The 22089-nt window shown below is 36.0% G+C and carries 18 protein-coding genes and 1 riboswitch; of the genes, 3 read left to right on the forward strand and 15 right to left on the reverse strand.

Annotated elements, in window-relative coordinates; translation table 11 throughout:
• The 13 genes from J2S08_RS08720 to J2S08_RS08780 form a co-directional block, all read right to left on the reverse strand.
• Entirely contained in the window at nt 1-957 is a 957-nt protein-coding gene (locus tag J2S08_RS08720; RefSeq protein ID WP_307228639.1) for a sugar kinase, read from the reverse strand.
• A 19-nt stretch (nt 958-976) separates the two neighbouring features.
• Nucleotides 977-1981, reverse strand: a complete 1005-nt coding sequence (locus J2S08_RS08725) for a LacI family DNA-binding transcriptional regulator (RefSeq protein ID WP_307228641.1) — start codon at nt 1979-1981, stop codon at nt 977-979.
• Between the two features lie 713 nt (nt 1982-2694).
• On the reverse strand, nt 2695-3510 hold the full coding sequence (gene thiD, locus J2S08_RS08730; protein WP_307228643.1) for a bifunctional hydroxymethylpyrimidine kinase/phosphomethylpyrimidine kinase: 816 nt from the start codon (nt 3508-3510) through the stop codon (nt 2695-2697).
• Between the two features lie 78 nt (nt 3511-3588).
• A riboswitch (TPP riboswitch) is annotated at nt 3589-3688 on the reverse strand.
• Nucleotides 3689-3958: 270 nt separating this feature from the next.
• A complete protein-coding gene (locus J2S08_RS08735; protein WP_307228645.1) occupies nt 3959-5623 on the reverse strand; it encodes an ATP-binding cassette domain-containing protein in 1665 nt (554 codons plus the stop codon).
• Nucleotides 5624-5661: 38 nt separating this feature from the next.
• Nucleotides 5662-6090, reverse strand: a complete 429-nt coding sequence (locus J2S08_RS08740) for a hypothetical protein (RefSeq protein ID WP_307228647.1) — start codon at nt 6088-6090, stop codon at nt 5662-5664.
• Nucleotides 6091-6101: 11 nt separating this feature from the next.
• Entirely contained in the window at nt 6102-6731 is a 630-nt protein-coding gene (locus tag J2S08_RS08745) for a CPBP family intramembrane glutamic endopeptidase (RefSeq protein WP_307228648.1), read from the reverse strand.
• 2 nt (nt 6732-6733) lie between these two features.
• Nucleotides 6734-7519, reverse strand: a complete 786-nt coding sequence (locus tag J2S08_RS08750; protein ID WP_307228650.1) for a hypothetical protein — start codon at nt 7517-7519, stop codon at nt 6734-6736.
• Nucleotides 7488-8402, reverse strand: coding sequence for an ABC transporter ATP-binding protein (locus J2S08_RS08755; RefSeq protein WP_307228652.1), 915 nt, complete (start codon nt 8400-8402; stop codon nt 7488-7490). The genes J2S08_RS08750 and J2S08_RS08755 overlap by 32 nt, the downstream gene beginning before the upstream one ends.
• A gap of 204 nt (nt 8403-8606) precedes the next feature.
• Nucleotides 8607-9854: a radical SAM/SPASM domain-containing protein gene (locus J2S08_RS08760; RefSeq protein ID WP_307228654.1), complete on the reverse strand. Its 1248-nt coding sequence runs from the start codon at nt 9852-9854 to the stop codon at nt 8607-8609.
• A 415-nt stretch (nt 9855-10269) separates the two neighbouring features.
• Entirely contained in the window at nt 10270-10584 is a 315-nt protein-coding gene (locus J2S08_RS08765) for a type II toxin-antitoxin system RelE family toxin (RefSeq protein ID WP_307228656.1), read from the reverse strand.
• Nucleotides 10585-10587: 3 nt separating this feature from the next.
• On the reverse strand, nt 10588-10950 hold the full coding sequence (locus tag J2S08_RS08770; RefSeq protein WP_307228659.1) for a hypothetical protein: 363 nt from the start codon (nt 10948-10950) through the stop codon (nt 10588-10590).
• 379 nt (nt 10951-11329) lie between these two features.
• Nucleotides 11330-13204: an ABC transporter ATP-binding protein gene (locus J2S08_RS08775; protein ID WP_370875655.1), complete on the reverse strand. Its 1875-nt coding sequence runs from the start codon at nt 13202-13204 to the stop codon at nt 11330-11332.
• Nucleotides 13201-15444 (reverse strand): ABC transporter ATP-binding protein, encoded by a 2244-nt coding sequence (locus tag J2S08_RS08780; RefSeq protein WP_307228661.1) that lies wholly within the window; start codon nt 15442-15444, stop codon nt 13201-13203. Before J2S08_RS08780 ends, J2S08_RS08775 begins: the two co-directional genes overlap by 4 nt.
• Before the next feature lie 227 nt (nt 15445-15671).
• On the opposite strand from J2S08_RS08780, the gene J2S08_RS08785 reads away from it, so the two are divergent.
• Both J2S08_RS08785 and J2S08_RS08790 read left to right on the forward strand, forming a co-directional pair.
• The gene (locus J2S08_RS08785) at nt 15672-16346 is read left to right on the forward strand and encodes a response regulator transcription factor (RefSeq protein ID WP_307228663.1); all 675 of its coding nucleotides are present in this window, start codon (nt 15672-15674) and stop codon (nt 16344-16346) included.
• Entirely contained in the window at nt 16343-17398 is a 1056-nt protein-coding gene (locus J2S08_RS08790) for a sensor histidine kinase (protein ID WP_307228665.1), read from the forward strand. The genes J2S08_RS08785 and J2S08_RS08790 overlap by 4 nt, the downstream gene beginning before the upstream one ends.
• Nucleotides 17399-17438: 40 nt before the next feature.
• Here J2S08_RS08790 and J2S08_RS08795 read toward each other — a convergent pair whose 3' ends face one another.
• Nucleotides 17439-18320, reverse strand: a complete 882-nt coding sequence (locus tag J2S08_RS08795; RefSeq protein ID WP_307228667.1) for an aminoglycoside phosphotransferase family protein — start codon at nt 18318-18320, stop codon at nt 17439-17441.
• 772 nt (nt 18321-19092) lie between these two features.
• Here J2S08_RS08795 and J2S08_RS08800 point away from each other — a divergent pair.
• Nucleotides 19093-20415 (forward strand): short-chain fatty acid transporter, encoded by a 1323-nt coding sequence (locus J2S08_RS08800; RefSeq protein WP_307228669.1) that lies wholly within the window; start codon nt 19093-19095, stop codon nt 20413-20415.
• Nucleotides 20416-21034: 619 nt separating this feature from the next.
• Here J2S08_RS08800 and J2S08_RS08805 read toward each other — a convergent pair.
• Nucleotides 21035-22087, reverse strand: a complete 1053-nt coding sequence (locus J2S08_RS08805; RefSeq protein WP_307228671.1) for a serine hydrolase domain-containing protein — start codon at nt 22085-22087, stop codon at nt 21035-21037.
• Nucleotides 22088-22089 lie beyond the last annotated feature (2 nt).

Raw genomic sequence — 22089 nt, forward strand, 5'->3', positions numbered from 1 at the left:
TTAACGCTCAATGATCAGTTCGTTGTTAATAAATGCATCTACTTCTTCAAAATAAGGAAGCCCTTCATTATCGCCTGAAACAGTCGTAACAAGTGCGCCTACACCGTTTGCAAAACGCAGTAGTTTGTCCGGCTCGTAGCTATGAAGCCATCCATACACATATCCGGCATCAAATCCGTCGCCGGCGCCAACCGTATCAACCGGCGTAACCTTAAAGCTAGAAACCCTTGTCCACATGCCTTCGCGATAAAGTTTAGAACCGTTTGCACCGTCTTTAATGACAAGATCACGGATATTGTATACGGCGGCGAAGTTTTCCAACTCTGCTTCTGAGTCTTTCCCTGTAATAAGGCGAAATTCATCTAAACCAGTAAGCAAAATATCGATATCTGGAAAGATCATTTCATACACTTTTCTCGCTTCTTCAATCGACCATAGTTTCAAACGGATATTCGGATCAAAAGAAATTGGAATGTTCTTTTGCTTAGCAATTTGAATTAATTCTTGGACAAGCTCTACATTTTTTGGATCAATGGCAAGAAATACTCCGGTCAGATGGAGAAGAGCAACGCCTTCAAGCATTTCATCCTTCATCATTTCCGTTGTAAATGTAGAAATCGGCGACTGGTAACGGTAATAAAAAGTTTTACCTGAACCGTCTTCCTGAATTTCTTTAAAATTTAATGAAGTAGGATATCCTTCAACAAATTGGACATGAGTCATATCCACACCTTCCCCGCGAGTAAAGTTATAAATGACCCGTCCAAATTCATCTTTTCCTAGCAGACTAATCCATCTGCTTTGAAGTCCTAGTCTGGCACATCCGATAGCGAAATTCAGTTCTGCGCCGCCCACTTTTCGTTCAAAATGCGTGACGAAACGCAATGGGCCTGTTGAAATCGGATTCATCGTAATCATTGCATCGCCGATCGTTACTACTTTATATGGGGATAACATCTTACTCTCTCCTAACACTTTATATAGATTCCCTCTCAATCAATTGTGGAGAGTATCTTTTCATCTTGTACGATTCTTGCATTTCAGGGTGAGCAATCAAATTTAACAGCGTTTCCGCTGCATCCTTTCCAATTTCAAAAGTCGGCTGCTTAATCGCCGTAATTGGTGGACAAGCTATTTCCAAGAAATGCGAATCATCTATTGCAATAACGCTTACATCTTCTGGAATACGCACTTGTTGACTTCTTAAAAATTTTAGCAATTCGATCAATGATAAATCGTTCGTTGCAAAGAATGCTTCTGGACGCTCTTTTTGCTGCCACACTGACTCAAGTTCTTTTATTATGTTGTGTCTGTCTGTTGCAATAATCCAGTTTTCATTAGGTGAAATACCATGTTTTTGCAATGTTTTTTTGTAGCCTTGAATTCTCTCCACTCGCGGTGTTACATTAAGAATAATGGAAGTGGATACAATGCCGATTTTCCTGCGTCCTGCTTTTATGAGCTGTTCAACAGCAATTTCAGCAGCTTTTTCATTATCCAGCATCAAAACAGGATAAAGCGGCTGATCTATCATTCTATCAACGAACACAATTGGAAAATTAGATTTCTTTAAATCTTGATACAAGTCTTGGTTTTTGCCTGTTGGAAAAATAATTAATCCATCTACCTGTTTTGCAACTAACATTTCAATGTAATCCCGCTCTTTTTTAGGATGGTCGTCCGCATTGCACACGAACAAATGAAAATCATTTTTTTCACATACATCCTCAATGGCACGAATAATCTCCGTTGAAAATACGTGCAAAATATTCGCAACAATCACACCGATCGTTGACGACTTTTTTTGTTTCAAGCTTTTTGCCGCAAAATTCGGAATATATTCCAACTCACGAATCGCTTCTCGTATTCTGAGCTTTGTCGCATCTGCCATATATTCATAACGATTATTTATGTATTGGGAAACTGTACTCTTCGAGACACCAGCTTTATTAGCGACGTCTTGCATTGTTACTTTTTTCAATTTTTCCTCCCCTCTCTACTAAATCGGTTTAGTAAATCGGTTTACCTAAAGTATAAGGAAACACATTTAAAAAATCAACCCTAAAATTACACAAAATATCTTAGAAATAAAACTGAAAGAAACACAATTCAATAATTAGTATGTGACATTCGCAAAAGAAGGAGGAAATGCGTATGAATTAGTGTTTTATCAGCATTTAAACCAGGAAAAAAAGGAATATATGCTTTAAATACACTTTAGCATGATAAAGAGTTTAAAATTCTAACACGCAATGAGCCGCTAGGAGATAATAAATAAATAAAAACAACTATATATAAGCGAATGTATGAATTCAAAAAATGAAACTAGACAATGTAGAATGGCACTATACTGCTTCAGGCAAGGGGATATTGCCAAGAGGAATATTTTCAAGTCGTATCTAGATTTTTAGAAAACAGCAGTGAATGATAATGATGTACAACAGAATTAGATATTAATGCCATTACTGAATTCTCCGAAATAGACACAGCACGCTAACCTAGTGGTTCCACCCAATAACATCCATCCAACCTGAGCCTTATACTCAGGTTGGTACGTTTTTCAATCGAAAATGCTGAAATACACGAAATAAAAGCCTAAGTTTGTTTTATAAGCCAAACCTCAAGATTTATAAGCGGAATATTACAAGCTATAAGCCAAAACCGATGTTTACAAGCCAATTCGTTTTCACACCGCTACTTTGACTTTTCTATTGTTTTTAAACCATTTTTGTATAGTTCATAGAAATGATGAGTTGGCCCATGTCCTTTCCCAATTGATAAGGAATGCTTTATCGCTGTTGTGACATAATGTTTTGCCTGCTCTACAGCCGCTTGTATATTCATTCCTAATGCAAGATTAGAAGCAATGGCCGATGAATAGGTACAGCCAGTGCCATGTGTGTTTTTAGTTTGAATACGCTCGGCATTATAATAGTAAAATTGCTTGCCATCATACAAAATATCCAATGCATCGCCTGCAGCATGACCGCCTTTCATTAGAACATTTTTTGCGCCCATCTCATAAATGCGTTTTGCCGCTTGTTCCATTTCGGCGGGGGAATTTATTTCTATACCGGAAATTTTTTCAGCTTCAGGAATATTAGGAGTGAGGACATCTGCTAACGGTATAATAACCTCAATCAGGGTATCAATTGCTTCAGGCTGCATAAGAGGACAGCCATTTTTTGCGTACATAACTGGGTCAACCACAACGTTCTGCGGTTTGTATTCTTTTAGCTTTTCTGCCACTGCTTGCATACAAGAAGGTTGAGAAAGCATTCCGATTTTAACTGCATCTACCTCAATATCTTCAAATACAGCATCAATCTGCTTTCTGATCATATCAGGTGTAATGTCTTGAATATCAATGACGCGGCTAGTATTCTCAGCAACAACAGAAACGATGACGCTCATGCCAAAAACACCATGTGCTGAAAAGGCTTTTAAATCAGCTTGTATTCCTGCACCACCACTACAATCAGAACCGGCAATTGTTAGAGCTTTTTTCACTATTAATCAATCCTCTCTTTTTATGATGAAAAAAAAGACGCCTGCCTATAGTGGCAAGCATCTTTTATCAAATACAATAACAGTAAATGATTTGCTTCCCTACGTCAGTATTAACTAACAGGTTCAAAGGGTCAGGTTTTTAACCTTCTCAACTACATTAGTCCCCCCGCAAACGAATCGTTTATGAAATTTTCCTGTAAACAGCTTTTCAATTTCAGATGAATACTCCATCATAAAAACGCTTACTTACGGTTATTTTACAGCGTTCTTATTTTTGGAAATGAATGATCATACTTACGTTATATGAATGGCGATAGCCCTTCTCCTATGGATAGTATATCATTTTTTATGTGACGTATGAAGCTGATTCATAAATAGAGAGAATATATTTCTATCACTTTGGTTGTAGGATACGCAGCAAAGATTGTCATTATCTAAAATAAAGTTTTTAAGCTTCTGCAGGCAAAAATGTATTTCTTTCTATTAACAATTCATCGTATGAACCGCTGTCAACAAGAACACCATTTTCTAATACTAGTATTTCATCAAACCCTTTTAAACTATCATCCAATTTATGGGTAACCATGATACAAATGATATCATTCCACTCACTTAAAATGTCGTCAATCTCATTACTGCTTTCTAAATCTAAAGCAGAGTTAGGTTCATCCAACAGCAGGATATCCGGATTATTTAACAAGGCTCTTGCGATACATATTTTTTGTCTTTGCCCTCCAGATAAATATTCGCCATTATCGCCAACTACAAAATGCAATCCTTCTGGATGATCAGCTATAAAAGAATCTAATTGTAACCTTTTAAACAGATTTTTTAATTCATTGTAATCAATACTACTTCCTTTTAATAGGTTTATATTTTCCAAAACAGTTGTGTTAAATAAAAAGTTGTATTGATCTATATAGCCTATATGTTGAAAATTGACATCCTTATCCTCATGATTATTGACCTTCATGCTCCCAGTATAATCAGTTATTAAATTTGCAATGATTTTTAATAATGTCGATTTGCCGCTTCCGTTTCCACCAATAAGAGCGTACTTCTTTCCGGCTTCAAATGTAAAAGAGAAATTTCTAAGCGCACTAGTTTCTTCTTCCGGATACTGATAAGAAACATTTTCTAGCTTAATAAGTCGAATACTTTCATTCAACAGCTGTTTTTCAAACATATTCTCCTCTGTCTTGATGATATCGTTTATCTGCTCCCGAATTGGTTTGGTAGATTGAATCGTATTTACTTCTTGTGTAATATTAATAGCGGGTTCGACCACATACATCATTAATTGTATGCATGCTATAAGAGAGCCGATTGTTAATGTACCTTGACTTACTGAATAACCACCGATTAAGAAGATGAGTAATAAAAGAAGCATCGTTGAACTACCGAATACAACATTGGCTAAAACGATTGTATTGCCCAATTCCCTTCCTTTTTGTTCCATCTTATGAATGGCTGATTCATATTTACCGATTATTATTTCAGCTATACGATTTATTTTAATCACTTCATATCCATATAAACACTCTGTAGTAGAATTGGTATACTGTTCAGTCGCAGAAATAAACTGCTTCTTTTGTGATAAAATTTTTTTAGAAAATAACAGTGGAAATGTACCTATCAAGATAATAAAGAAAACCAAACTGATCATAAGAAGGGGATTTATTACGAATAAAGTTACTAAGGACATAAAAAGTAGCATCACCTTCGTGATCACATTTAATACAGATTTGTAATAGTCTTCATCTAATACTTGTAGATTGCTAAGAACCAAAGCCAAATATTCATCATTTTTTTTCTTTTTAAACGTTGTATAGTCTGATCTTAATAAAGATTCAATCACTTTTGTTCTTATTTCAATTAGTCTGTACATTACATATGTATTATTTATTCTGCTGCCCAAATAAGTCATTGTCATCTGTATGGTCATGATTACTAATGCTACTGTTAAATAGAAATAAAAACTTTTCATTTCATTTGAAACTAAAGAATCTGTAACCTTCATTAAAGAGAGGGGAAATAAAACTGAAACAACTGAAGTGATGAGATTGCACAATAACAAACTGATCAATTTAAAATCAATTTTAAAGTATTTCATTATTATTTATACCCCCTACGTTCTCCATGCCCCAAAATCTACAACGTTATATCTTTCTTCGCTTTTCTCACCCCTATACTTGCGATTGCATAATGTAAAACGATTGTAATGACTAACAATATAAAGAATGAGAAAAAAGGTGAGTTACTCGTTGTGATATTTATCTGTTCAGATTGAAATTTTTGACTTGATGCGAAAATGTCATCAATATTTTTATTGATAAAATAATATGCAACTGACAAATAAATAACACTTGGGATGCTATATAGAAGACCACGATTTTTAATGACATTTGATTTTAACTCTTTTAATTGTCCACATAAACATATGACTAAACTAATGAGGAAAGGAACAAAAATGAATGCAAGCACACTAAAAACATCTAAATCCTGTTGAACATAAATGAACAACGACAATGCGATTAAATGAACAACCCAAGAGCTAATAAACAATGCTTTACTTTTCATCAAATACCCTCCTAATAATTAATTAAGTTATAAGCAAAATGAAACAATATTGCGTACCTTAAATTATTTGTTTGTAAAAAAATATATCCTATCACGAATGATCCTGGTAACCGATAAAGTAGATTATCCAATAAAGGTTCATTTAGATGCGTTAAAAATGCAAAGGCGAGACTACTAACGATAAGGACAAACCATTTATTATCTACTATTTTTCTCAACATATAGCATATGATGCCTCTTGCCCAAAACTCTTCAGTAGCAGCTACGATTAGCATCTGGAGTGATATCATCAGTAAATGAACGAAGGAGTAATCTTTTGTAGATAAAAACAAATAAAGTGCGGTTATAGCAGCAATTTGTATGATCACTTCTGTCACTGTAAACTGCTTCAAGCCTAAATCATTTAGTCTAGGGTTATATATTTTTTTAGCTAATAAATACGGAAAAAGTATAAAACCAACAGTCATACTGATGCCAACAATGATAACCGCAGCAAAATCATGATGAATACCTGCAAAAGCGAAGGCAAAAATAACTCCTACAATGGATACAAGCAGTAAAGGAACGATTAATAAAATAATCAAGTGAACAATAAGGTCTATCCATCCTTCCTTATCCTGTTTCATTATCTGCAATTTCAATACTATAGATCTCTCCTTTCAAATTGCTTAATCCCAATAAAGTTACAGATGAAAGAATAAATGGAAACAAGCCCCAAATTAGCTAAAAAAAGCGGTAATGCTTTCGATGTATCAGCAAAATCAATTTCTCCAAGCTCTGAAACGTAATACTGGAAAGAAAAGTATTTTACTGCCGGAAATTTCGAGATAAAAATAAATATAATAAAAACGATGCTAAAAATGATCACTGCAGTATTCGTCTTAAAAAAAGAACTTAACATCGTACTAAAACAAATGGTAAATAGATAAATAAAATACATAGATAAGAACCATAATAACAAGGTTAATAATTCGTCTTTTATAATAAATTCACTTGAAATGATGTCTTCTCTATGAATAGCAAATAGATAAAACATTAATATGCTGACAATAAAAAATACAACGCACATTAGGGTGAATATTGCGATAGTTGAAAGCACTTTCGCTTTATATATTTTTTTGCGGTCGTTCATTCTTTGTGTATATAATAAAATGCTTTTATTTTCAATTTCCCCTCCTAATGTCCTAGCTGCAATAAGGGATAAAATAAAGAAATAGATAAATATCATATTCACAAAATTAAACATATTCACAAAAAAACTAAATGCATATTCTTTTTCATCGCCACTAAAGACAACAACCGAAGAATTAAAAAATACTCCAATGCTATATAAAGACGGTATACCTAACATCGTAAGCATAATCCAGACATCTTTACGACGTAAGAGCTTCCTTATTTCAATGTTCCATATCGACTTTATGTTTAACATTGCCACTATCCCCTTTGAAAAATCTCATGAGTGAGCCTTCCATTTTGTCAACTTCATGAATACTTACTTCATGATGAATAAGGATTTTCAGAAGATGGTTTAATCTTTCTAACTTTTTTAAGATGAGTACATCGTCTTCTATGTCTAAATCATTGCCAAATTCTTTTAATAGAAGTGATTTCATCTGCTCATTTGAACTTTTTACAGTAATGATGTATTTTTTCCCTTCATCAAAAACACCATCATACTTTTTAATTCCATCTTCGATATATACGATTCTGTCACATATATCTTTTACTTCATTAAGGTTGTGATCGGAGAAAATAACCGCCTTTCCATGTTTTTTAGCTCTATCTACAATAATATTTTTCACTAACTCACGCCCCATTACATCTAAACCCACCAATGGCTCATCTAAAATTAACAATTCTTTATCATTCAAAAGTGCTTGAGCTAGACCAAGTCTTTGTTTCATCCCGAAAGAGTAACTCTTCACGAATTCTTTTTTTCTTTGATCAAGTCCAACTAATTTTAGTACTTCATTAAGTTGGCTATCTATATTATCTACATCTCTCATTCCATCAGCCATCATGAGCAATTTTAAGTTTTCATATGCATTCAAATAATCTAAAAAACTACTTTCTATTAAAACACCAAAATGACCAATGAGATGTTTATGTTCAAGAAGATTTTTATCGTCAACATAAATTTCTCCAGAGGAAATGTGAATATTATTAACAATACAATTCAAAAGTGTCGTCTTTCCAGAGCCATTTTTCCCTATTAAGCCAACAATTTCTCCTGGCTTAATAGTTATGGAAAAATTACTTAAAGCAAGATGCTTTCCATAATATTTACTTACATCTTTTACTTTTAAAATCATGAAATATTTCTCCTATCAATATTTTTGAATGGGTAGTATTGAACAAAACGGACAATACTACCCATTCCTCATTACCATCCTTTCTTATTACCGTAACTGACACAAACTACAGTACCTACACTAACACAGTTTGCTTTTGCTACTGATTTTTGAGTTGCAAATAACATGATTCTCACCTCCTTTAATGGATGAAATTCTTAAGTTCTACTGATTTATAGATTCCTTTACTTTAGAAATAGTATCTTGATAGAAATTTTTTATAAATGGACAATATGAATCTCTGTGTTGTAAACTTTTGTGATACAACCAACTTCTTCCTCTGCACCCTCCGCCGCAAATATATTTATATTCGCAATTCTTGCAACCATTGATATCATCCACATCTAATTTCGAAAAAGGATTATCTGGAGCTTGAAGGGCTTCTTTTAATGAAATGTCAAAGATGTTGCCAAATTCTAAACTTGCATCATGTAACATATGACATGGATAAATGGTGCCATCGGCTCCAATACTGACCATTTCTTTCCCCACTTCACAATTTCCTCGACAAGTTAACTCTATTTCACCAGTTGGTGTATCTAATACTTTCACATTTTTATCTAAATGAATGATCTTATTTGAAAATTCCAGCAGAGATTTATGATCAAATATAAAATCTTTAAAAGTTTTATCATTAGGATCAACTGTAAAAATACTAAAAGAGAGCTGCACACCTAAATCTTTCGAAAATTTTAAATACTCATCTACATATTGAACGTTTCTTTTGTGTATCGTTGCAATAAGCGTAACAGGTACTTTTTCCTTTAAAAAATGAATATTTTTAATAATTCTCGGCATAATTCCTTTATCTCTAATAAATTGTGTTTCCTCGTTATAGCCATCTATAGAAATACTTAGTCCATCAATATAAGAAAACGCGTCTACATATTTGTCGTATTTTAATGTTCCGTTTGTGATGACATGCAGATTAAATATCTCTGCCTCCTCTTTTGCATACTTGCATATTTCCGTAATGTCTTTTCGGATAAAAGGTTCACCACCAGAAAATACAACTTGCTCGACTCCATTAGATTTTAATTGATCTAAAATAAAGCATATGCTTTCAAATGACAAAACATCTCTTGCATTCCTATTTTCAACAAATGAATAGCAGCCAACACAATGTAAATTACATCTATCAGTTAAATGAACATATGCTGCTTTCAAGCTGGTTTCTTCTTCTGTAAAAAAATTTCTTTCAATCATATGATCTAACAACTGCTGTTCATCATGATCTAATAAATCTTTATGTATAAAATCATTGTTGTTTATTCTATTTATGAGATTTTTACCTTTATCATCCAGGCCAATAATCGCTCCATTATTTAGATTCCCGATCATGCTGATACCTTCTATTTCAAATTGTCTGATTCGTTTATGCAACTTTAGCTTTCTCTCATCTAATATACTCAAATATATCCTCCCCTTCCATTTTTTCCTTACCTCCAAACACATCATATCACGTTAAAACAAAAATATGTTTAAAATCTAATTATTTAACATAATTGTCATAATTTGTAATTTAATTTCATTTCCAACTTGGATATAGTATTAACTTCGTAATCACACTTGCTGACATTTTATTATTTTTAAAATCTGAAACGTTAGTAATAAATGAAGAAGGAAAGGGGAGTTGATAAAAATAAAAAGCTACATCCCGACAGGAAGTAGCTAGTTGTCTTGTATACCTTGACTGAAGCTAAGCGCTGGATTTGGACAGGAGCGACTTATCCAAAAGATTTTTATGCCATTAACCAATTATTTCCGAACATACTGTTTATTTTTAATCTTCTGGAATAATTAATGCTAGTGGCTCTTGAAGAATAATTTATTTTTCTAATCGTTTGCTTGCTATTTTATATACTTCGTCATCTCCACGTTTATCAATAGCAATAACCTGTACAATTTCTACTTTGCCTTTAATGATTCGATAAACGATCCGTATTCCGTGTTTCCTAAATTTAATCTTTCGACATCCTAGCAGTTTTGTTTCTTTTTTATCAAACAATTCTTCTCCCAGTTCGTCTGCTCTTTCTTCTAGCTTGCGAAATGCCACATTGACCAGTTTTTTTATTGAACCATCTAATCTCCTATATTCCTTTACCGCTTCAGGAATTAGGTTGACTTCAAATCTTCTACTCACTTATTAGTCCTCTTCAAATAACTCATCATCTGGGATTTCATCAGCATTCATAGAGCGGTATTCTTTATACTCATCTTCTTCCATAACGTCTCTTAAGCTGGTAGATTGATTAGGATTCTCATCTGCTTCTTGGATACGCCGCATTACTTTATACTCCCATGCAAGTTCCCTTAATGATTCCAATTCTACATACATTTTTTCATATTCTATATAATCTAAGACAACGGTATCAACTTTATTGTTTTCAGAAATAAATTTCGGAAGTTGTTTCGCTTTTTTTCTAATTTCTCCAAAACGTTTTGCGGCATAAGATACAGAAGTAACTTGATCAACGTTAAAATTCGGTTTTTTGATAACGATCCCCACTTTCCTAATATTACATAACAAGTATAGCGAAATGATACAGAACATCTTTCTATTTATTTATCATTTAAAATACATACTTATTTAAAATTAATTCACATTTTTCATATCGTACTTTTAAAACCAATTTTTCGGGTTAATCTCCTCTTTCTATCGATTGCCTTGAATTCATCTTTTTTTAGCTATAAAACAACCTGAGTCCTAGTATGAAGACTCAGGTTGTTAGGTTGTTCATATCAAATTCATGTTTTTTATTAGCCGACATTCATGATCTATAAGCCAATCCATGTAAATTATAAGCCGAAGTTGGTGGTTTATCAGCCAAATCTAGTAGGTTATAAGCCTATCACTGTTCTACTTACACAGTTGTACCGCACGACTTCTAAGATACCCTTTCAAATTGACTGTTATAAAGGTTTGCATAGAAGCCGCCTTTTTGTATCAGTTCGTCGTGTTTGCCCTGTTCCACGATATCGCCGTCTTTCATACAGAGTATGAGGTCAGCGTTTTTAATTGTGGAAAGCCTGTGGGCAATGATAAAGCTGGTACGTCCTTGCATCAAATTATCCATCGCCTTTTGGATGAGTATTTCTGTTCTTGTATCAACTGAGCTTGTCGCTTCGTCAAGAATCAGGATTTTTGAGTCGGACAGGATTGCTCTCGCTATTGTAAGGAGCTGCTTTTGCCCCTGTGATACGTTGGTGGATTCCTCATTTAGCTCCATCTGGTAGGCATCTGGCAAAGTACGAATGAAATGGTCTACTTGTGCTGCCTTCGCAGCATTTATTACTTCTTCATCTGTAGCATCCCTTTTTCCGTATCGTATATTGTCCATAATCGTTCCATTAAAAAGCCAAGTGTCTTGCAGTACCATTCCAAACTGTGTGCGCAAATCCTCACGCTTGAAATCTGTTATATCATAGCCGTCAACATAGATGGCGCCATCGTTAATATCATAAAAGCGCATGATTAGCTTCACGATTGTCGTCTTACCTGCACCAGTCGGGCCGACAATTGCTATTTTTTGACCTGCCTTCACATTAGCGGAAAAGTCTTTAATGATGATATGATCCGGGTCATAACCGAACTTAACGTTTTCAAAGCGGACATCACCGTTAATGTGGACAGAGGATACAGTGTCAGGTTCATCCGTATGGTTTATACGCATAATGGCTTTAGAAACAGGTTCCTCTGCTTCATCTAAAAATTCAAATACACGTTCTGCCGCCGCAACAGTCATTTGAAGTTGATTAGAGATCGTTGCAAGCTGTGTAACAGGCTGCGTAAAGCTACGGACATATTGAATGAATGCCTGTATACCACCAATTGTCATCGTACCTTTAGCTGCCATTGAAGCGCCAAGGATACAGATGACTACATATCCAAGGTTTCCGATAAAGCTCATAATCGGCATCATGAGACCGGAGAGAAACTGGGATTTCCAAGCTGATTGATAAAGCTTTTCGTTTTCTCCATCAAAAGCCTCGATCGATTTTTTCTCGCCGTTAAAAGCTTTCATTACAAGATGTCCACCATACATCTCCTCAACATGGCCGTTGACTGTTCCAAGATACTTCTGCTGACCCTTAAAGTACTTCTGCGACCTTTTTACAACAGCTACTACTAAAATAAGTGATACAGGCAAAATACACAGCGCAACCAAAGTGAGCTTCCAACTAATTGTAAGCATCATGATAAGAACGCCGATGATCGTTGTGATCGAAGTAATCAGCTGTGTAATACTTGTGTTAAGGCTCTGGCTCAAGGTATCTACATCATTTGTAATACGGGACAGCACATCGCCTTGGCTTGTACGGTGAAAATAGTCAAGCGGCATCCGATTGATCTTCTGTATGATGGCATTTCTAAGGTTATATGACACCTTTGTCGAAACGCCAGCCATGATATGTCCTTGCAGATAAGAGAATAACGCACTCACTAAATACAGAGCAAGAAGGACTATCATAATCTTGCCGATAAATCCAAAATCAATGCCTCTGCTGCCGCCAGTAATAATGCTGATAATGCCATTGCTTAACTCGTCGGTAGCTTTTGCCAATATTTTTGGCCCAAAAATAGTGAACACGGTAGATATAATCGCAAGCAAGACAACTGCGAAAATCCAAATTTTAAATGGCGCGAGATAGGCTGCAAGCTTTTTAAAACTGCCTTTAAAGTCCTTTGCCTTTGCACCTCCCATCATAAACCCACCGCCGCCGGGACCTTTCATCGTTGTATTGTTATTGGATTTGCTCATGACAACTCCTCCTTCGCCAGTTGAGATTCAGCAATTTCCCTATATTCGGGGCAAGTTTCAATGAGCTCCTGATGTGTACCTTTACCAACAATTTTCCCGGCATCTAAAACAATAATCTGCTCGGCATTCATAATGGTACTGACACGCTGGGCAACAATAAATACCGTCGCATCGCTTGTGTATTCCTTCAGCGCTTTCCGCAGTGCCGCATCTGTCTTAAAATCAAGAGCGGAGAAGCTGTCGTCGAAAATGTAGATGGACGGTTTTTTTATAAGAGCGCGTGCGATGGCAAGACGCTGTTTCTGTCCACCGCTGACATTTCCGCCGCCTTGTGCAATAGCTGTTTGCAGTCCTTCTTCTGTTTCATCCACAAATTCCTTTGCCTGTGCAACTTCTATTGCCTTATCAATTTCTGTGGCCGTTGCATCCTCTTTACCATAGAGGATATTGGATTCAATATCACCGCTGAACAAAACAGCTTTTTGGGGAATATAGCCGATTGCCTCCCGGAGTTCATGCTGTGACACATCCTTTATATTGATGCCGCCAATTTCAATAGAACCCTCAGTAACATCGTAAAAACGAGGTATCAAATTAATCAGCGTAGACTTACCTGAACCTGTTGAGCCAATAAACGCTGTAGTTTCACCGGGACGAGCGGTAAAGCTGATATTTTGAAGCACATCACTTTCGGCACCGTGATAGCGAAAGGATACATTATTAAATTTGATTACTCCTTTCGTTTTATCCACATTTTCCCAAAGTTTCTTTTGATTTTTCGAATCCACAATATCCGGTTCTGTATTTAAAACCTCTGCAATCCGGGCCGCTGAAACGGAAGCACGCGGCACCATAATGAACATCATGGCAATCATCAGGAATGACATAATAATCTGCATGGCATATTGCATAAAAGCGATCATATCGCCGATTTGCATCGTAGATTCTGCAATGGCATGTCCGCCTACCCATACAATAACTAGCGTCACCAGGTTCATGACGAGCATCATGACAGGCATCATAAATGCCATGGCGCGTTGTGTAAAACGTTCTGTATTTCTCAGATTGCGGTTAGCAACCTCAAAACGATCTTCCTCATGCTTTTGATTGCCGAAAGCCCTAATTTCCATCATGCCGCTAAGATTTTCTCGACTGACAAGGTTGATCCGATCAGTGAGCTTTTGGAGCATTTTAAATTTCGGCAGTGCAGCCGCAAAAATAACTAAAATAAGCCCAATGAGCACGACAACAGCGGCGGCAATGATCCAGCTTAAGGAGACACTCTTTCCTACAGCCATGATGATTCCACCGATACCTAAAATGGGCGCATAACACATCATACGGATGCCCATTACGATAAGCATTTGTATTTGTTGAACATCATTTGTTGTACGAGTGATAAGCGACGCTGTGGAAAATTGATCAAACTCCTTGCTGGAAAAGCTTTCAACCTTGGCGAATACATCGTGGCGAAGTTGTTTCGCAACACCTGCAGCCGTTCTCGAAGCGAAAAACCCTACAAGCACTGCCGCCGCAACCCCTCCAAGGGCTATAAGCAGCATAAGCATACCTTTGGCAAGAATATAGCTTTGCTGCATCGCATTTAAATCAGTGCCTAATTCGGTGTAAAATAGCTTTATAAAGCCAACACCAACTTGTGTTTGAAGCATAGAATCTGCTGACTCTGAAGCAGCAATCGCATCCGAAAAGGCTTCATCAGGCATCATGCTAAGCATAGGCAGCATTTCATAGATTTCTGTTATATCTACATCTGCAAAGCCTGTTTCACTGTCAGTCGTATCGATAGCTTCGCCGCTCTCTGGCGACATGGACTGCATATGTTTCATAAACGCAAAGGCAGCCTTGCCGTATGTTTTTTCTACATTCTCGAGCTTTGTTTTATCTGTCTCTGTCAAAACATATATAGCCTGATCTTTCATCAGGGGATAGTCTTTTTCGTAATCTTTTGCTTGAACAGAATGAGGCTGTACAAGCGTATAGCTTTTTTCTATCACTTGCTTGTCATTCTCATTCATATACAGCTTTATTAGTTCAAGGCCATTTTCACTAATCGCCTGCGGTGCTTGCTCTTCAATGCCGTTTTGCTGAATACCAACATTGACAATATCGCTCATAAGATTTGGAAGGCTTAAATCGCTAATAGCCTGGCCAAAGAGCAATGCAACACACATGACTAATATGAATGAGAAAGGTTTTAAGTACTTGAATATCACTTTCATACGATTATTTTCATCCTTTCTACAACATTCGATTCTACCCAATATTAAAACTTCAATATGAATCCAATATGAACTGAACAACCGAGTGCAACATTTTTTTAGTTCATCTTGAATTCATCTTTATGATATAAAATAACTATAAACCCCTTTGGATTTTCTAAAACTTTGCATAAAATACTTAAATGAGAGAATCAGTATATAAAGAAACACTGAGAGAGGTGAATGTCATGTTTAACATTCTTGTTGTTGAAGATGATAAAAAACTGCGGCAGCTCATGGCTGCAGTTCTCAAAAAAAACGGATATAAAGCCTTTTGCGCCGAGGACGGGGAAATGGCACTTGAAATTTTAAATAAAGAATATATTGATTTGATTATCTCAGATATTATGATGCCGAATATGGACGGCTACGAGCTGACAAAGTCGCTGCGAGATGCTAATTACAACCTGCCCATACTTATGGTTTCTGCAAAAGAAAGCTTTCAAGATAAGCAAAAAGGTTTTATGGTCGGGACAGACGATTATATGGTAAAACCAATTGATGTAAAAGAAATGGTTTTACGAGTGGGAGCCCTCTTGCGCCGTTCGAAAATAGTGAATGAACATAAATTGACCTTTGGGAAGACTGTGCTGGATTACGATGCTTTAACTGTTTCCCAGAACGGGGATGCGACAGTTCTTCCGAAAAAAGAGTTTTATTTGCTTTTCAAACTGCTTTCCTATCCAGGGCAGATTTTTACCCGTCAGCAGCTGATGGACGAAATATGGGGAGTGGATTCTGAGGCGGATGAGCGGACAGTAGACGTCCATATTAAGCGCCTGCGGGAGCGGTTTAAAACAAACTCGGACTTTGAAATTATGACTGTCCGAGGATTGGGATATAAGGCGGTGAAAAAATCATGAAGAAAAGAGCAATGTACAATTTAAGATTTGCACTCGTTCTTCTCGTTTTTTTCATTATGCTTATTTCTTCTTTTGTGATCGCATTTTTATTTTATATTCTAATAAAGCTGAACATCATCACTTTAGGCGTGCCAAACATTTTTTTGCATATTGCACTCATTCTCCTTACTAGTATCATTCTCGTGACAACGTTGACGGCTATTTCTGGAAAAAGAGTGCTGCATCCGATTCGAGAACTAAATAAAGCAACAAAAGAAGTTGCTAAAGGGAATTTTAAAATCCAAGTAGAGATAGACAGACATAATGAACTGAGCGATCTGACACGAAGTTTTAATAAAATGGTGCAAGAACTGGGCAGCATCGAAACAATGCGGAACGACTTTGTTACCAACATATCCCATGAATTTAAAACGCCCATCACCTCTATGCAAGGATACGCAATGCTCTTGCAGGACGAAGAGCTTTCCGCTGATGAACGGCGGGAATATACGGATATGATTATCGCCGGAACCCGCCAGTTATCAAAATTGTCCAGCAACATATTAAAGCTGTCAAAATTTGAAAATCAGAAAATTATCACCGACAACGTCGAATTTAGCCTAGACGAGCAAATAAGAAGAAGTCTTCTTATGATTGAACCGCAATGGAGTGAAAAAAATATCGAGTTGGATATCGATTTGGAACCAGTTCGCTATTGCGGCAGTGTCGACCTTTTACAACATGTATGGCTCAATCTTTTAGACAATGCCATTAAATTCTCAAATGAAGGCGGAAAAATCTCCGTCCGTCTTTCTGAAGCCGGTGATCACATTATTACGGAGATTGCCGACAACGGCATAGGCATGAATGAAGAGACAAAAAAACATCTATTCGATAAATTTTATCAAGGTGACAAATCCCGTTCATCCGAGGGAAGCGGCCTTGGCTTACCGCTAGTTAAGCGCATTGTAGAGCTAAGCGGCGGAGCCATCCATGTAAAAAGTGAACTCGGCATCGGCTCTGTTTTCACTGTCGAGCTTCCAAAGAATAGGGAGGTGGGGAATGATACTTAAAAACAACTGTAATCTACAGATGTCTAAGATTAAACCAAATTCATTCCATTACCTCTCTATATTTTTTTATTGACATATCTTTTAGAAATGGATTGTTTATGAGGAAATTTTTTATCCTTTTTATTGTACTAGGTCTTTGCGGTGTACCGCCGTTTCTATAAAGCAATATCCATCTAAGACAAGCGATCGCCTCAAAAACGTTCATTTCTGTCTCCGGAATATCATTTTCCAATAAATAAGCGGAACGAAACACTTCGGCATAGCGCTCTGATATATATATTTTTATTAAAATGAGCGACCACGCAAAATCATATCTAATGTCGCCTAATTGGCCGTTCGTCCAATCAATGACGGTGTATCGCTTATTATCCTCCAATATGTTTTCTAAATGGAAATCGCCATGAATCAATTTATCTTGTCTCAGCTGAGCCCTTTGAACAAGAGGAACTAAGGCATGATATAAATCTAGATGTTCTCTTACTCCAGGATAAAAATAGTCAATGAAATCGTACTTTGGCAGTTGAATATTTTTTAAATCTTCAAGAGTTGTTTGATGTATGTTTGATAGTAGGTTTGCAATATCCATTATTTTCTTCTTATTCACCTTGAGAACAGGCGTCCCATCAAAGGTAGTTAGCAGTACTTTATCCGTATTCGGATTTATCCCCCAACCCACTGGTTTAGAAACTGACAGCCCACGTTCAAAAAGGACATTCAATAAATGAAATTGAAAACTGACATCAGGTTTAGAACGCTGATTCCATACTTTTAATACAAAGCTTTCTTTATCTGAATTTATCTTTATGACTTCTGCTTCAAACCCTTGATCCATTGGATCAGTAGTTAAGGAGGCTTCCTTTAATAAATCATCGATCAGGTTGTTTTTTTCGATCCAATTTACGTTGCATATTGGGTTTTTCATAAATGTTTATCCTCCAACATGGTTTAATTAGTATATATAAATCGAGATTACATTTCCCTTCCTTATCTTAAAATAAGAGGTTATAGGCTGTATATGCTTTAATAGTGAAAAAATGGATAGATTTAATGAACATTCATCCATCTTTATATCTATATTAAGGCAAATGAATATCATTTTGAACACGTTTTTTCAATGTCCATCAAGATTTTTTTACTCGTACTTTTCAAAAAAAAATCAATAGGGGTTTTCCGTCCGTTTTTTCAAAAAGAGATTATTTATCAAAATAATATAGCGTTCATTCAATTAGTTTAAATAAAATCATATAATTTTTAAATGTTTTATTTTTCTGAATGATACACTATAATATTTAAACGATAGGGTTATTTTTTAAAAACATATGAGAGGATTTTTGTTAGGAGTTTTTTTCGTGGACTGGGATTGTGCAGGTTAATGAAAGTATTTCTATTTTAACAGCTAATGACATTTCAGAAAAATAAGTGAAATTTCCACTGATGGGAAGTAGAACAAAGGCTAATGTCGTAACGTCCTCGAAAAAGAAAACCGCTTTTTCTTCGTGCGATGTGTCCCTGCCGAAGCTTCCCTTATCTTGTCGGCCCGTACCAATCGGACATTTGACTTTCAGTTATCCCCCACCTAGACTTCTTCGATTCCTCTTAATCCCCGAGGTGGGGTCTTGACTCGCTAGTTAGATATGGGATAAATAATTTACAGTATAAGGTAATAACATACATAACCAAAGGGGGACGAAGCATTGCTAAAAAGCTTAACTTTATTTTTTGATCGAATTGTGCAACGGTATCTACCTGATCCTTATTTGTTTGCGATCATCCTTACATTTATTGTTTTTGTTGCTGGAATCATAACGACAGGAAGTACACCCATTGAAATGGTTCAGTTTTGGGGAACTGGTTTCTGGGACTTATTATCCTTTACGATGCAAATGACACTCGTTTTAGTAACTGGCTATGTTTTAGCTAGCAGCCCAGTGTTTAAGTCTATTTTAATCAGCCTTGCTAAAATCGCTCGGACACCAGGGCAAGCGATTATTCTCGTTACCTTCATTTCTTCAATTGCTAGTTGGATAAACTGGGGCTTTGGGTTAGTAATCGGTGCACTCTTTGCGAAACAGATTGCTAGAGTCATACCTAAAGTAGACTATCGTTTGCTGATAGCAAGTGCATATAGTGGTTTCCTTTTATGGCATGGGGGCTTAGCTGGTTCGGTCCCATTGACCGTTGCTACTCCTGAACATTTTATGGAAAACATGATTGGAGTTATTCCTACTAGCCAAACTATTTTTGCTGGCTTCAATTTATTTATTGTGGTTGCTTTATTAATCATATTGCCCTTATTAAACCGACTCATGTCAAACTATACGGAAGATCATGTATACATTGACCCGACCCTTTTAGAAAATAGTAAAGAAGCCCAAGCTGCAACAATCGAGATGAATACACCTGCTGATCGATTGGAAAATAGTAAGCTCATCTCTTTTATTATCGGAACGATGGGTATCATTTTTCTATTATATTATTTTATTGCTGATGGGGGTTCGCTCAATCTAAATATTGTTAACTTTATCTTTTTATTTTTAGGCATCCTTTTTCATGTGACGCCGCGCCGTTTTCTTAACAGTGTACAAGATGCTGTTAAAAATGCAGGAGGCATTATTATTCAATTCCCTTTCTATGCCGGTATTATGGGGATGATGGTCGCCTCAGGAATGGCGGAAAAACTAAGTTTGTTTTTTGTTAGCATCTCGAATGAGATGACATTTCCTTTCTTAACCTTTATCAGTGCAGGTATCGTCAATTTTTTTATTCCCTCAGGTGGAGGACAATTCGCTATACAAGGCCCCATTATGTTGAAAGCTAGTCTGGAGTTGGGGGTCGATACTGCGAAGACGGCTATGGCTGTGGCTTGGGGAGATTCATGGACCAATATGATTCAGCCATTTTGGGCTCTTCCTGCTTTAGCCATTGCTGGTCTAAGAGCCAGAGATATTATGGGCTTTTGTACGATGGTTCTTATTGTAAGCGGTATCATTATCTCTATCGGGTTTTTAGTTTTTTAGATGTATGCAATTAAAATGCGCCTAATACCAAAAACCACTTGACTAAAGGTAAGAAGGGGCTGTCCAGAAAGTCAGAAATCTGACTTTCTGGACAGCCCCGTAGGTGTGATCGAAAAAGATCATAACAATAAAATTTCAATCCACACATCCATAGGATGTGACAGCGATTTTCGGTTAAAATAACCTACAAAAATCGCAAACTAACCTAAAAATAACTTTTTCCTTTAGTGAAATAAAGAAATTCACATAGATAAATTGAAAAATTTGGTTAAAAATTTCGAAATTCAGGTGCGAATCTCCGAAATTTTCATGTGTACTTTACATTCGCACTTAAAATAGCTCTAAAACAATAACTTTTTTCACAAGAATATAGGGATGGGATATTTTTTTACTTATTATTCTGCCATGCTACTAAAAATAAAACAACCGAGTTGTAATTTTTTACTTAGTTTCCAAGGATATATCGAAACATTCTAAAAAGTTTTTTGTACTCCAAGTAACATTTATATTCAAAAATCAGCTCTTAGAATTATAAATCGAGTACTATTTTTTCCTCCACGATCACAGTCAGTCGCAACAATAATCTCAGATGATCACTGACAATGCCTCAATATTGACGTTAAACGATGTTGCTATGTACTCCTAGAAGGATTTCTGCAATTTTATGTGCATACTTGTAAGTTTCAAAATCTTCATAATTGCTTAATACGACAATTGTCAATTTTTCTTTTGGAAAGCGTAAGAATTGTGACTGATAGCCTACCCAAAGTCCGCCGTGTTCTAAATAGTGAAAGTCGAAAGATTGACCATAAGATATGCCAAAAGCATAGTCTACATTGTCAATAATTTTATCACCAGATGGCGTTGTTTTTGGTCCGACTTCCTCGATTCTTTTAACAAGCTCTTTCCCTCCAACTTTACCTGAAGCGAAGTTTTCTCCCCACTTAATCATGTCTTCAACATTTGAGTGTACAGCCCCATCACCTGTATGTTCCCAGGGGCTCTCAAAGATTTCATACGTTCCTTGCTCGTTTTTCGTGTAACCACGAGCAGTTGATAAATTTGTAGGATAAGAGTCTACAATTGATGTATCTTTCATATTTAAAGGTTCAAAAATACGTTCCTTTGCAAACTCACGCAGACTCTGTCCACTTGCTTTTTCTACTATAAGAGATAATAAAAAATATCCTGTGTTACTATATTCTAACTTTGTACCTACAGCGAAATCAGCTACTTGGTGATTTTCAAGATGTTCTAATGATTCCTTAACAGTTAATTTATCTGTTTCTAAAATTTCTTTCTCTTCCGCTAAATCCATATAATCAACTAAACCGCCTGTATGATGGATTAAGTGTCTAATTGTCACAGGTCTAGCATACTCACCTATAGTAGGAACATACTTCAAAATCGAATCATCTAAACTCAATTTCCCCTCCTGCTCCAGCAATAAAATTGCAAATGCTGTGAATTGTTTAGAAACAGATGCAAGATTAAAAATTGTTTTTGTTGTTATTGGTAGACTTTCTTCTAATGATTCTAATCCAATTGCCCCTTTATACGTTACCCCATTATCAAAACTAGCGATATAGGCACAACCAGGCTGATTTGCAGATATTTTTTCAAATAATTGTATAATCTTTGCATGTTTTACTTGATCGTATGTATTAATCATAC

This window comes from Bacillus chungangensis (assembly GCF_030812995.1).
Taxonomy (GTDB): Bacteria; Bacillota; Bacilli; order Bacillales; family Bacillaceae_C; genus Bacillus_CF; species Bacillus_CF chungangensis.

Excerpts from the sequence above, each read along its gene's own strand:
- J2S08_RS08720 (WP_307228639.1), bottom strand. The coding sequence starts at position 957 with ATGTTATCCCCATATAAAGTAGTAACGATCGGCGATGCAATGATTACG.
- J2S08_RS08735 (WP_307228645.1), bottom strand. The coding sequence starts at position 5,623 with ATGAAATACTTTAAAATTGATTTTAAATTGATCAGTTTGTTATTGTGC.
- J2S08_RS08740 (WP_307228647.1), bottom strand. The coding sequence starts at position 6,090 with ATGAAAAGTAAAGCATTGTTTATTAGCTCTTGGGTTGTTCATTTAATC.
- J2S08_RS08750 (WP_307228650.1), bottom strand. The coding sequence starts at position 7,519 with ATGTTAAACATAAAGTCGATATGGAACATTGAAATAAGGAAGCTCTTA.
- J2S08_RS08755 (WP_307228652.1), bottom strand. The coding sequence starts at position 8,402 with ATGATTTTAAAAGTAAAAGATGTAAGTAAATATTATGGAAAGCATCTT.
- J2S08_RS08775 (WP_370875655.1), bottom strand. The coding sequence starts at position 13,204 with ATGAGCAAATCCAATAACAATACAACGATGAAAGGTCCCGGCGGCGGT.
- J2S08_RS08780 (WP_307228661.1), bottom strand. The coding sequence starts at position 15,444 with ATGAAAGTGATATTCAAGTACTTAAAACCTTTCTCATTCATATTAGTC.
- J2S08_RS08785 (WP_307228663.1), top strand. The coding sequence starts at position 15,672 with ATGTTTAACATTCTTGTTGTTGAAGATGATAAAAAACTGCGGCAGCTC.
- J2S08_RS08790 (WP_307228665.1), top strand. The coding sequence starts at position 16,343 with ATGAAGAAAAGAGCAATGTACAATTTAAGATTTGCACTCGTTCTTCTC.
- J2S08_RS08795 (WP_307228667.1), bottom strand. The coding sequence starts at position 18,320 with ATGAAAAACCCAATATGCAACGTAAATTGGATCGAAAAAAACAACCTG.
- J2S08_RS08805 (WP_307228671.1), bottom strand. The coding sequence starts at position 22,087 with ATGATTAATACATACGATCAAGTAAAACATGCAAAGATTATACAATTA.